Genomic DNA, 13,040 nt, shown 5'->3' with positions numbered 1-13,040 from the left:
ATAAAATTATATTTGATGAGGGGGTCAATAATTGAAAAGGGAGGTTTTTATAAATCTTGAGAAAGAAATTTTCAAGGGAAATATATTAGACATAGGTTTTTCTAATTATGGGATTATATATAACATATGCAAACAATATATTGATGATAGCAATAGTGTAGAGTATATAGAAGGGAAAGGGGACAAGACAAAAATAGAGGAAGGTTCATATGACACTTGTGCACTGTTTTTTACACTAAGTGATATGAAATTCATGAAGAGCAAAGAAAAATTGATAGAAGATGTATATAAATTTTTGAAAACGGATGGGTTATTATATATATGGGACATAGATAAGGGCTTTGGTAAAATTTTTAATTCAAGAATAAATATTGTGTTACCTGATAAAAGTACAAAAAAAATAAATTTAAGAGACTTAAATTTATTTAAAAATAGTTCTAAAGAAAATACAATTGAAATTTTAAAGCCTTATTTTGAAATAACAACTTTGAAAAGTTCTGACGATATTTATTACATGATATGCAAAAGGAGAGGGAAATCAAAAGATGAAAGTATTATTAGTGGGAATTAATTCTAGATTTACACACAGTAACCTTGCAATTAGGTATTTAAAAGCATTTACTGAGGATTTAAATTATCAGTGCCTTATAAGAGAGTTTTCTATAAATGATAGAGTGGAGCGAATTGTTCAAGAAATTATAAGAGAAAAAGCCGATGTAGTGGTTTTTTCTTGTTACATATGGAATAGAGATTATGTTAAACATATATCTGATTTGCTAAAACTTATAGATAATAATATAAAATTGTTATATGGAGGTCCGGAAGTATCTTTTGATAGTGAAAATTATTTAAAAGATAGTTTTGCGGATTACTTAATTGAGGGAGAAGGGGAAGAAACCTACAGAGAATTTATAGAATATATGATAGGAGGTATTGACCTTAAAGATATTAAAGGGTTGTACTATAAAGAAAATGATAAAATATTTTATGGTGGGAAAAGAAAACTTATGGATTTAAATAAGATTGTTTTCCCATATAACATTGAGGATGATTTAAATAACAAAATAGTATATTTCGAAGCTTCACGTGGATGTCCTTTTAACTGCAAATATTGTCTTTCTTCAACTATACGTGGAGTTAGGTTTATGGATTTAGAAAGGGTTAAAGTTGATTTAAAGTTTCTAATAGATAAAAATGTAAAACTTATAAAATTTGTTGATAGGACTTTTAATTGTAGTGATGAATTCGCTATGGGAATTTGGGAATATTTAATGAGTTTAGAGACAGAGACCACTTTTCATTTTGAAATCTCAGCAGATATATTAAATGATAAGCAGCTTAAACTTTTAGAAAGGGCACCAAAGGGGAGATTTCAGTTTGAAGTAGGCGTTCAGACAACAAATAATGAAGTATTAAAAAATATAAATAGATTTGTAGTTTTCGGCGATATAAAAAAACAGGTTATGGAGCTAAAAAAATATGGCAATATAAAGCAACATTTAGATTTAATTGCAGGACTTCCAGGGGAAAACTTTGAATCCTTTAAAAAGTCTTTTAATGATTTATACGCCATAGAACCGGACGAAATACAACTTGGATTCCTTAAAATATTAAAAGGTGCGCCTATGAAAGACGAAGCAGAAAAGTGGGGGATTGTTCACTCAAACTATACTCCCTATGAGGTGCTGAAAACCAAGGACATAAGTTATGATGAAATCATTCTTCTAAAAAGAGTTGAAGAGATGGTGGATAAATACTATAATTCTCAAAAATTTAAAACTATATTAAAATATTTTACTCCTAAATTTGAATCTGCCTTTGATTTTTATTTGTGTTTAGGCACATTTTTTTATGATAAAGGGTATCTTAGTAGAAGTATATCTTCTGTAGATTACTATAAAATATTTATTGAATTTAATGAGGAAAAACTTAAAGGGGAAGACTTCGCTTTAAAAGAGATTGTTAAATATGACTATCTTAAATATAACAAAAAGAAATGGCTTCCAAATTTTCTACTTAGAGATGTAAATAAGGAAAAAGAAAAAAAGATTAAAGAAAAGTTGCTACAAAACGATAGTATAAACAATACTAATAATATTCATATTGAAAAATTTATGATTAATATTTTAGGCTATATAGAGAATAATAATATTTGTGAGGAAGCTCATTATTTAATTTATGATATTAATGATGAGGAGAATATAAAGGACGTAACTTATATACTAGTTTAAAATATGAAAGAAGAACTTCATGAAATTTCAAAAAAAACCCAAAAACTAGCTTAAAAATCGTCATAATCGCAGAAAAATGATTTAATATTACGAATATTTGTTAATTATCAAAAAAATCAGTTGAAATTTTTACTAATACTAAGTATAATTAAGTTGTATTCAATACTACATAAAGTATAATATTAAATACCATACTGGATATTTAATATTATAAAAAAGTATTTAATAATTGAGCTATACTCATTATATCTATTTAGGTACGGAAAAATAAATAAATTAGAAACTTCATTTTTATTTATTTTAAGGTGCCTTCTTAGAAAAAAGGTGGTGATATTTTGGCACTAGAGGCAATAAAAAGTATAAAAAATGCAGAGGAGCAAGCAGCAGATAATATTAATAAGGCAATTGACCGTAGCAAGGATATATTAAAAAAATCGGATACAGAAGCTGAAGGGCAGTACAAAAAGGTTTTGGATGCTGCTAGAGAAGAAACTAAAAAAATCATCGAAAATGCTAAAGAACAAGGTAGAATAAGTTCTGAACCTATTTTAGAAAAAGGTAAAATAGAGGTAGAGAGTATACTTAGTTTAGAAAGTGAAAAATTCAATAGAGCAGTAAGCATAGTGGTTGAGAGGATAGTGAAAAATAATGGCAATAGTTAAAATGAGTAAATTTACATTATTTGCCTTTGAATCACAAAAAGAAACTTTACTAGATAGTCTTCATAGATTTGAAAATGTTCAATTTATAAATCTACAAAAGCTTGAAGAAGAACATTTACAATCTCTAGTAAAAGACTCGGAAAATGAAAAAGTTTCTTATTTAGAAGGTGAACTGGCAAAAGTAAAATTTGCTATTGACCTATTACTAAAGCACATAGAAAAAGAAGGCGCTATAAAATCTTTAGTCAAGGGCAAAAGATCTTTGAATTATGAAGAACTAGAAACATTAGCTAAAAAATCAAATTATAGTGAAAACTATAAAAAGTTGAAGGAAAAAGACAATACACTTACGGAAATGAAGAATGAAAGAGCTAAAATTAATTCTGAAATAGAAGTATTGACACCTTGGATACCACTGGATTCAAATTTTCAGGATTTAAAAGCATTAAATTCCACCCTATTTCTAATGGGGTCAATTCCAAAAGTTCCTAAAGATACTTTTAGAGAAAAATTTGACAGTGAAATTCCATATTCTTATTTAGAAGTTATAAGTGAAGGGAAAAACGGAGTAAATGTAATTGCTTTAGTATATAAAGAGTACGAAGAGAAAGCTAAAGAAATTCTTAAGAACTATAGCTTTAATGCTATTAATTTAAAATATGATGGAATTCCAGCACAGGTGGTACGCGAATATAAGGCTAGATTAGAAGAGATATCAAAGGAAGAAGAAAGAATAAATGTTGAAATAAAAGATGATTGTCAGTTTTTAGAGGATTTTAAAATAGTATCTGAATATTTATTAAATAAACATATAAAAGCATCAGCTTGTGAAAATTTCTTGAAAACAGAAAGCGTAGTTGCTATAGAGGGTTGGGTACCAACAGAATTAGCAAAGGATTTAGAAGAGGTAATAAAGGCTATAACTAAAGAAAATTTCTATTTAGAGGTAGAAGATGCTACTCAGGAAGATGATGAAGTCCCTATACTTTTAAAGAATAACTCACTAGTAGAACCTTTTGAGTTAATAACATCAATGTATAGTCTGCCTAAATATTCAGAGATAGACCCAACACCATTGCATACACCTTTTTACATGGTGTTTTTTGGAATGATGCTAGCTGATTTAGGATATGGGATAGTAATGTTCATAGTTTGCGCACTTGCATTAATGAAATTCAATTTGGATGTCGGGCAGAAAAAGTTTGCTAAGTTTTTCTTATTTCTAAGTATACCAACAGCAATAACAGGCGCTCTTTATGGAAGTTTTTTTGGGAATTTAATTGAATTTAAGGGTTTAATAAATCCTGGAGAAGATTTAATGAAACTATTAGTTATATCTATAGTAATAGGTGCATTCCAAATTTATTTTGGTCTTGGAGTTCGCGGTTATATGCTAATTCGGGATGGTAAGCCAATGGATGCTATTTATGATGTTTTAACATGGTACGCTGCATTAACTGGAGCATTTTTATTCCTAGGTGGAGCAACACTAAAATTAAGTCCAGATGTAATCAATATAGGTAAATGGGTTATGATAGTAGGAATGGTTGCATTAGTATTAACCCAAGGAAGACAAAATAAAGGTATTGGTGCAAAGCTTGGTGGAGGACTATATGGTTTATATGGTATATCAAGCTATATAGGAGATTTGGTTTCCTACTCAAGACTTATGGCACTAGGACTTTCTGGCGGATTTATAGCAGTGTCCTTTAATATGCTTATTAAAATGATACCAGCTCCATTTAATATTATTTTTGGAGTATTTATATTTGTGGGTGCACAAACCTTTAATATGTTACTAAGTGCTTTAGGAGCATTTGTTCATAGTGCAAGACTTCAATATGTAGAGTATTTTAGTAAGTTTTATGAAGGTGGAGGAAAGGCGTTTATAATATTTAAACCAAAAAATCAATATATTACTGTAATAAAAGGAAAGCAAATTTAAGGAGGAATTAATTATGACGTTCATGGAATTTTTAGGTAAAAATGGTGGATATGTTTTTGCAGCATTAGGAATGGCACTAGCGGTAATTTTACCGGGAATAGGATCAGCAAGAGGTGTAGGTATAGTTGGGGAAGCCGCTGCGGGACTCACAACTGAAGAACCAGAAAAATTTGGTAAAGCTCTTATTCTTCAATTATTGCCAGGTACACAAGGACTTTATGGTTTCGTTATAGGACTTATGGTGCTACCCAAATTAGCTACGGCTATGAGCTTAGATAAGGGAATGTACTTATTTATGGCTTGCTTACCAATAGCATTTGTAGGTTTATACTCAGCAATATCTCAGGCTAAAACAGCTGCAGCTGGTATTGCAATAGTAGCTAAAAAACCAGAGCATAGCACAAAAGCTATTATACTTGCAGCAATGGTTGAAACTTATGCGATTTTAGCATTCGTTGTTTCAATAATACTCGTAAGTAAGACATTCTAATTTTAAAACTAAGAGTTTAGAGGATGTGGAGATATGTCAAATTTAGAAAATTTATCTTCTAAAATAGTAGAGGATGCGAGTATTAAAGCAGAGGCTATATTGAAGGAAGCTAAAGATAATGGAGCTTCAATGATAGAAAGTAAAGTAAAAGGTGCCAAGGAACTAGAGGTACAGATGTTAGAAAAAGCTAAAATTGAAGCTATTACAGTTAAACAAAGAATTATATCAAATGCTAAGCTAACAGTTAGAAATGAAAAATTAGTAGCTATGCAAAAGATGATTGATAAGGTATTTGCGAAATCCCTAGAAAATCTTTTAGTAATGGGGGAAAATGAATATTTGGAACTTGTAAAAAAATATCTTTTATCAATGCCAATAGCAGGGGATGAAGAAATAATACTTCCTGGGAAATATAAAAGCATTGTAAGCGAAGATTATTTATCCCAAATAAATACAGGACTAAAAGCCGTTGGAAAAATAGGCGAAATAAAGTTAAGTGATCAGCCTAGGGACATAAATAGTGGATTTATAGTACTTAAAAATGGCATAGAAATTAATAATACTTTTGAAAGTCTAGTTAACTCTTTAAGAGCTGAGCTAGAACCAGAAATTGTTGAAGAATTATTCAAATAAATTTAAGTAAGATAACAATTAATAATTGTTATCTTATCTTAAGCAAAACAAGGAGGATAGCCATATATGGATAAAATGAATTTTACACAAGCTGTGGCTAGGCTAAGAGTATTAGAAACAAGACTCCTGAGTAATGTAAAGGTTGAGAGAATGATTGATAGTACCTCCGCGGAAGACGTGATTAAAATCTTGCAAGAAACTGAATATGCAAGTTTAATGGTAAATGTAAAAAGGCCAGAGGACTACAATATACTACTTAAGGAGGAATTAAATCGCGTATATTCCCTTATGTATAGTGTTTCTCCAGACCCTCTTATAGTAGATATTATGAGCTTAAAATATGATTACCACAATATCAAGGTAATGTTAAAAGGTAAAGCTTTAAATAAGGACTTTTCTCATATGCTAATTCCCGTAGGTACAGTGGATATAGAAAAACTTAAATTATACATGACAGTGGAAGATTATAGGGAATTAAATCCTAAGATGAGAGAAGCTATAATCCAGGCACAAAAAGTCTACAATGAACTTAAGGATCCTCAAAAGATAGATATTATAATAGATAAATATATGTATATAGATATATTAGAACGGGCAAAAGAAACAAAAATTGATTTTATAATCCATTATGTTGTGACAAGTATAAATTTTTGTAATATAAAATCAATTATTAGATTAAAAAGGCAAGAGAAGGATGTAGAATTTTTAAAAGAAGTTATGCTTTCTGGTGGAGATATAGCTAATGATATTTTATTAAGAGTATTTGATGATACTATTGAAAACATGGCAGCTAAATTTTCTTCATTAAAATATGGTGACGTTATAAAATTGGGACTAGAAGAGTATATAAAAACTGGGAAACTCTCCGCTCTTGAAAAGCTTTCAGAAAACTATATTATGAAAACTTTAAAAGTTGCTAAGTATATTACTTTTGGACCTGAACCAGTATTTGCTTATATCCTAGCCAAGGAAACAGAAATAAAAATAATAAGAATAATTATGGTTGGAAAATTAAATAATGTTGATACTTCGGTTATAAGAGAAAGGGTGCGTGAGGTTTATGCATAAAGTAGGAGTAGTTGGAGATAAAGATTCAATACTTGCGTTTAAAGCTCTCGGAATTGATGTATACCCTGTTATTGAAATTGAAGAAGCTAGAAAAGCTATAGATAAAATGGCATTAGATAATTATGCGGTTATATTTGTTACAGAGCAGATAGCTCAGCATTTAGATGAAACTATCAAAAGGTATAACAGACAGATGCTTCCGGCCGTTATATTAATACCAAGTAATCAGGGCTCGCTAAATATAGGAATGCAAAGAATTCGCGATAACGTGGAAAAAGCGGTGGGCGTAAATATTTTATAGAAGGGTAGGGAGATAACTTGAAAATCGGTAAAATTGTAAAAGTTTCTGGCCCATTAGTTGTTGCAAAAGACATGGACGAAGCTAATATATATGACGTAGTTAAGGTTGGAGAAAAAGGTCTTATTGGCGAAATTATCGAAATGAGAGGAGATAGAGCCTCCATTCAAGTATATGAGGAAACATCAGGCCTAGGACCAGGAGACCCAGTAGTGTCTACCGGAGAGCCCTTAAGTGTGGAACTTGGACCAGGACTTATGGAATCAATGTTTGATGGTATTCAAAGACCTCTTGATGCAATAAGAGCTATAGCTGGTAATTACTTAACAAAAGGTGTAAATGTTTCGCCTTTAGATAGAAGTAGGAAATGGGAATTTGTTCCTACGGCTGTGGTTGGCGATGAAGTTTCTTATGGTTACGTTATAGGTACAGTTAAGGAAACTACTGTTATAACTCAAAAAATAATGATACCCAAGGGGATTTCTGGAACTATAACTTCTATAACTCAAGGTGAGTATACTGTAGAAGATACAGTTGCGCAAGTGCAAACTTCAGAGGGTATTGTGCAAATTACATTGATGCAAAAATGGCCAGTAAGACGTGGAAGACCTTATGCTACAAAATTAAATCCAGTAGAGCCACTACTTACAGGTCAAAGAGTAATAGATACTTTCTTCCCAGTAACAAAAGGTGGTACTGCATGTGTTCCTGGTCCTTTCGGAAGTGGAAAAACTGTAGTTCAGCATCAATTTGCGAAATGGGCAGACGCTGAAATAGTAGTTTATATAGGTTGTGGTGAGCGTGGAAATGAAATGACAGACGTTTTGAATGAGTTCCCAGAACTTAAAGATCCAAAAACAGGCGAATCATTAATGAAAAGAACAGTGCTAATTGCAAATACCTCTAATATGCCAGTTGCAGCTAGAGAAGCTTCTGTATATACAGGTATAACTATTGCAGAGTATTTTAGAGACATGGGTTTTTCTGTAGCATTAATGGCGGATTCTACGTCTAGATGGGCAGAGGCACTACGTGAAATGTCCGGAAGACTTGAAGAGATGCCGGGTGATGAGGGATATCCAGCATATCTTGGTTCACGTGTAGCTGATTTTTATGAAAGATCAGGAAAGATAGTTTGCGTTGGAGATGGTGAACGCGAAGGAGCAATTACAGTTATTGGTGCAGTATCACCTCCAGGTGGAGATTTATCTGAGCCAGTTACTCAAGCAACCCTTAGAATAGTTAAAGTGTTTTGGGGACTAGATGCCCAACTTGCTTATAGAAGGCATTTTCCAGCAATAAATTGGTTGGATTCTTATTCACTATATTTAGATCAAACAGCTAAGTGGATGAATGATACCGTAGCAGAGGATTGGACTGAACTTAGAATTAAAGCCATGCTTCTTCTGCAAGAAGAAGCAAAGCTTGATGAAATAGTAAGACTTGTAGGTGTAGACGCTCTTTCTGAAAAAGATAGATTGAAATTAGAAGTTGCAAAGTCAATTAGAGAAGATTATCTACAACAAAACGCCTTCCATGAGGTTGATACATATTCATCTTTAGATAAACAATATAAAATGCTAAAGCTCGTTATAGCATTCCATGTTGAAGCTGAAAAAGCTTTGACTGCAGGAGTTTATTTAGATAAGATATTAAAAATGGAAGCAAGAGATAAAATAGCAAGAGTAAAATATATTTCAGAAACTGAAATGTCGAAAATCGATGATGTATTTATAGCCTTGTCCGACGAAATAGAAAAATTAATAACGGAAGGAGGAGTTGCTCGTGATTAAAGAATACAGAACCATATCAGAAGTTGTAGGACCACTAATGGTTGTAGAGAAAGTTGAAGGCGTTAGATATGATGAACTAGTAGAAATAGAGCTACAAAATGGTGAAATTCGTAGCGGAAAAGTACTTGAAATAAATGAAGATAAAGCAATGGTTCAGTTATTTGAAAGTTCTGCAGGAATTAACTTAAAGGGTAGTAAGGCTAAATTCTTAGGTAGACCACTGGAACTTGGTGTTTCAGAAGATATGCTTGGAAGAGTCTTTGACGGTCTTGGAAGGCCTAAAGATGGCGGACCTAAAATTATTCCTGATAAGAGACTCGACATTAATGGAGAAGCACTAAACCCGGTGGCAAGAGATTATCCCTCAGAGTTTATTCAAACAGGTATTTCTGCTATTGATGGACTTAATACACTAGTTAGAGGACAAAAGTTACCAGTATTTTCTGGATCAGGTCTTCCACACGCGCAACTTGCGGCTCAAATAGCAAGGCAAGCTAAGGTAGTAAATTCAGATTCCAAATTTGTTGTTGTATTTGCAGCTATAGGAATAACTTTTCAGGAAGCACAATTTTTCGTAGACGATTTTACAAATACTGGTGCTATTGATAGGACTGTATTGTTTATGAATCTTGCAAATGACCCAGCAATTGAGAGAATAGCTACACCTAGAATGGCACTGACTACAGCTGAATATCTTGCTTATGAAAAAGGATATCATGTTCTTGTAATTATGACGGATATTACAAATTACTGTGAAGCTCTACGTGAAGTTTCAGCTGCAAGAAAAGAAGTTCCAGGTAGACGTGGATATCCAGGATATCTTTATACTGACCTTTCTACCTTATATGAAAGAGCAGGAAGAATTAAAGGACTTGAAGGTTCAATAACTCAAATTCCTATACTTACAATGCCAGAAGATGATATAACTCATCCGATTCCAGATCTGACAGGATATATAACTGAAGGACAGATTATTTTAAGTCGAGAACTTTATAAAAAAGGAATTATGCCTCCAATAGATGTTCTACCTTCACTATCAAGACTTAAAGATAAGGGTATAGGTAAAGGTAAAACACGTGAAGATCATGCGGATACAATGAATCAATTATTTGCTGCATATGCTCAAGGTAAACAAGCAAAAGAGCTAGCAGTTATATTAGGAGAGTCAGCTTTATCTGAGGCAGACAAAAAATATGCAATATTTGCAGATGCTTTTGAAAAGCAATATGTAGCGCAAGGATTTGAAACTAATAGAACTATTGATGAAACAATAAATTTAGGATGGGAGCTTCTATCTATTCTACCAAGAAATGAACTTAAGAGGATTAGAGATGAATACGTAGAAAAATATTTACCTAAAAAAGAGGGTGAGTAAGCATGACAAGGTTAAATGTCAATCCCACTAGAATGGAGCTTACTAAACTTAAAAAAAGATTAGGTACAGCAACTCGTGGACATAAATTATTAAAAGATAAACAAGATGAACTTATGAGAAGATTTATTGATCTTATAAAACATAACAATGAACTTAGGAAAAAAGTTGAAGAAGAATTACAAAATTCTTATAAGGATTTTCTTATGGCAAGTGCATTAATGTCTTCAGAATTTCTAGAGGAGGCTATTGCCTACCCAAAAGAAAGTATTTCTGTAGAAGTTGCAACAAAAAATCTTATGAGTGTTAATGTTCCCATAATGAAATTTAAAAGAAAATTAGAAGATGATCCTGGTAGCATATATCCTTATGGATTTGCGAATACTTCTGGAGAGCTTGATGGAGCTATAGAAAAGTTATATTTAATTTTGCCAAAGCTTTTAGAACTTGCAGAAGTAGAAAAATCTTGTCAGCTCATGGCAGACGAAATTGAAAAAACCAGAAGAACAGTTAATGCCCTGGAATATATGATAATACCTCAACTTCAAGAAACCATAAAGTATATAAAAATGAAGCTTGGTGAAAATGAAAGAGGTGCTTTAACTAGACTTATGAAGGTTAAAAGCATGATGGAAGAAACCCAACGAATAGCAGAAGCAAAGAGAATTAGCGGGTAATCATGATGAAATTAAGGTGGTTTTGTGACACCTTAATTTTTTTTGATGAAAATATATATTGATGTATAGAGCTATTTATAATAGAATATAAAATATAATAAACTAAAATTTATTGCGTTGGAAAGCAATTAATATAAGGTAGAGGAGAATGCATATGGCAGTTAGAAAGATTTTACAATATGGGGACAAACGTCTTAATTCGATTTGTGACAAGGTTTTCAAGGTAGACGGTAAAATATTAAACTTAGTAGACGATATGATGGATACACTTTATGAGGGTAATGGCATAGGCCTTGCAGCTCCTCAAATAGGCGTTTTAAAAAGGGTTATCTTAATTGATTTAGGCGATGAAGAAGAAGAACCGATAATAGTTATAAATCCTAAAATAACATCAAAGTCAGGAAATGAAAAGGATTATGAGGGTTGTTTAAGTTATTTGGGACATGAGGGTGAAGTCTTTAGACCTACAAATGTTACAGTGGAAGGAATGAATATTAAAGGAAAACCAGTAACTTATAAAGCTGAAGGGTTACTTGCAAGAGCCTTCTGCCATGAGATTGATCATTTAGATGGAATACTATATATGTCTAAGGCTGAGGAAATGTACGAGTTAGCTGAAGAGGAAGAGTAATTATTCTTAGATTATGCTATAACAAAAAGTATATATTGCTAGCATAATATAAGAATAAACTCTTCTGTCAACCCATCGTATTCCTAATAGACGCTAAACAGTTATTAATTGTTTAGCGTTCTACATGGCAGACAATCATAATGTCCTTAAAATATATATATTGTTAAAAAATACTGTAAGAAGAGCATGCTATGTGATTTTAATATCATAGAGTATGCCTTTTTTTATTTTCTCAGGATATTGATATATTACTACACAAATGCTATTATAGTAGGTAATACAGGTGTATATACACCTGTATACGCATATATAAAGAGGTGTATAAATAAATGCAAGAGTTAAAAGAAAAGATTCAGCAATTGAAAGTAGAAAAAAATGCTTTGATTCTAGCGCATTATTATGAAAATGATGATATTCAGGAGATAGCTGATTTTGTAGGAGATTCTTATTATCTTAGTAAAATAGCCAAAGAATGTAATGAAGATACTATAGTATTTTGTGGGGTAAAGTTCATGGCTGAGAGTGCAAAAATACTTTCACCAGAAAAAACAGTGCTTCTTCCCAATATAGAGGCGGGATGTACTATGGCAGATATGATTAATGGGGAAGATGTTAGGCAGCTAAAAAAGCAGCATCCAAAGGCAAAGGTTATATGTTATATAAATTCAACAGCAGAAGTTAAAGCCGAAAGCGATATATGTTGTACTTCTTCCAATGCATTAAAAATAATTAATAGCTTAGATAAGGAGGAAATAATTTTTATACCAGATAAAAATCTAGGTGAATATATAAATGAAAAAGCTCCCGATGTGGATATGATTTTATGGAATGGTTTTTGCTGTGTGCATGAATTTGTAAACGCAGAAGAGATTATTGAAGTGAAAAATTCGGATAAAGATATAAAAATTTTAGTTCATCCTGAATGTAATAGTGAAATTAGAAAACTAGCTGACTTTATAGGAAGCACTGGAGAGATAATTAAATTTGCCAGTGATGACAGCGGCCAAAAGTACATGATTGTAACAGAGGAAGGTATACTTTATGAACTTAAAAATAAAAATCCTAATAAACAATTCATAACACCGAAGACACCTATGATTTGTAAAAGTATGAAAAAAACCACCTTAGAGAATGTTTATAATAGTCTTCGAAGTAAGCAATATGAAATAACCTTAGACGAAGATGTAAGACGCGCAGCACAGAAATGTCTAAATGCAATGCATGAAATGGCAAGGTGATT

13 protein-coding genes are annotated in these 13,040 nt (G+C 31.9%); all 13 read left to right on the top strand.

Annotation, left to right across the window (positions count from 1 at the left end):
- The first annotated feature begins 31 nt into the window (after nt 1-31).
- The 13 genes from G9F70_RS18370 to nadA all read left to right on the top strand — a co-directional run bounded on the left by G9F70_RS18370 (nt 32) and on the right by nadA (nt 13,038).
- Nucleotides 32-571: a class I SAM-dependent methyltransferase gene (locus G9F70_RS18370; RefSeq protein WP_164944556.1), complete on the top strand. Its 540-nt coding sequence runs from the start codon at nt 32-34 to the stop codon at nt 569-571.
- The gene (locus G9F70_RS18365) at nt 546-2,231 is read left to right on the top strand and encodes a B12-binding domain-containing radical SAM protein (protein WP_164944555.1); all 1,686 of its coding nucleotides are present in this window, start codon (nt 546-548) and stop codon (nt 2,229-2,231) included. The genes G9F70_RS18370 and G9F70_RS18365 overlap by 26 nt, the downstream gene beginning before the upstream one ends.
- Nucleotides 2,232-2,566: 335 nt before the next feature.
- The gene (locus G9F70_RS18360; protein ID WP_164944554.1) at nt 2,567-2,893 is read left to right on the top strand and encodes an ATPase; all 327 of its coding nucleotides are present in this window, start codon (nt 2,567-2,569) and stop codon (nt 2,891-2,893) included.
- Nucleotides 2,880-4,838 (top strand): V-type ATP synthase subunit I, encoded by a 1,959-nt coding sequence (locus G9F70_RS18355; RefSeq protein WP_164944553.1) that lies wholly within the window; start codon nt 2,880-2,882, stop codon nt 4,836-4,838. The genes G9F70_RS18360 and G9F70_RS18355 overlap by 14 nt, the downstream gene beginning before the upstream one ends.
- Before the next feature lie 13 nt (nt 4,839-4,851).
- Nucleotides 4,852-5,328 (top strand): V-type ATP synthase subunit K, encoded by a 477-nt coding sequence (locus G9F70_RS18350; RefSeq protein ID WP_164944552.1) that lies wholly within the window; start codon nt 4,852-4,854, stop codon nt 5,326-5,328.
- Nucleotides 5,329-5,361: 33 nt separating this feature from the next.
- The gene (locus G9F70_RS18345; RefSeq protein WP_164944551.1) at nt 5,362-5,961 is read left to right on the top strand and encodes a V-type ATP synthase subunit E; all 600 of its coding nucleotides are present in this window, start codon (nt 5,362-5,364) and stop codon (nt 5,959-5,961) included.
- Between the two features lie 66 nt (nt 5,962-6,027).
- The gene (locus G9F70_RS18340) at nt 6,028-7,029 is read left to right on the top strand and encodes a V-type ATP synthase subunit C (protein ID WP_164944550.1); all 1,002 of its coding nucleotides are present in this window, start codon (nt 6,028-6,030) and stop codon (nt 7,027-7,029) included.
- On the top strand, nt 7,022-7,330 hold the full coding sequence (locus tag G9F70_RS18335) for a V-type ATP synthase subunit F (protein ID WP_125003951.1): 309 nt from the start codon (nt 7,022-7,024) through the stop codon (nt 7,328-7,330). The genes G9F70_RS18340 and G9F70_RS18335 overlap by 8 nt, the downstream gene beginning before the upstream one ends.
- 17 nt (nt 7,331-7,347) lie before the next feature.
- Complete coding sequence (locus G9F70_RS18330; RefSeq protein WP_164944549.1) at nt 7,348-9,120, top strand: V-type ATP synthase subunit A; 1,773 nt, start codon at nt 7,348-7,350, stop codon at nt 9,118-9,120.
- A complete protein-coding gene (locus G9F70_RS18325) occupies nt 9,113-10,495 on the top strand; it encodes a V-type ATP synthase subunit B (protein ID WP_125003954.1) in 1,383 nt (460 codons plus the stop codon). Before G9F70_RS18330 ends, G9F70_RS18325 begins: the two co-directional genes overlap by 8 nt.
- 2 nt (nt 10,496-10,497) lie before the next feature.
- Nucleotides 10,498-11,169, top strand: coding sequence for a V-type ATP synthase subunit D (locus G9F70_RS18320; RefSeq protein ID WP_125003956.1), 672 nt, complete (start codon nt 10,498-10,500; stop codon nt 11,167-11,169).
- A gap of 154 nt (nt 11,170-11,323) precedes the next feature.
- On the top strand, nt 11,324-11,800 hold the full coding sequence (gene def, locus G9F70_RS18315; protein ID WP_164944548.1) for a peptide deformylase: 477 nt from the start codon (nt 11,324-11,326) through the stop codon (nt 11,798-11,800).
- 329 nt (nt 11,801-12,129) lie between these two features.
- Nucleotides 12,130-13,038, top strand: coding sequence for a quinolinate synthase NadA (nadA, locus tag G9F70_RS18310; RefSeq protein ID WP_164944547.1), 909 nt, complete (start codon nt 12,130-12,132; stop codon nt 13,036-13,038).
- Nucleotides 13,039-13,040 lie beyond the last annotated feature (2 nt).

Origin of the sequence: Clostridium sp. FP1 (assembly GCF_011065975.2) — a bacterium.
Taxonomy (GTDB): Bacteria; Bacillota; Clostridia; order Clostridiales; family Clostridiaceae; genus Clostridium_AD; species Clostridium_AD tagluense.
This window is presented reverse-complemented; position numbering and strand designations above follow the sequence as displayed.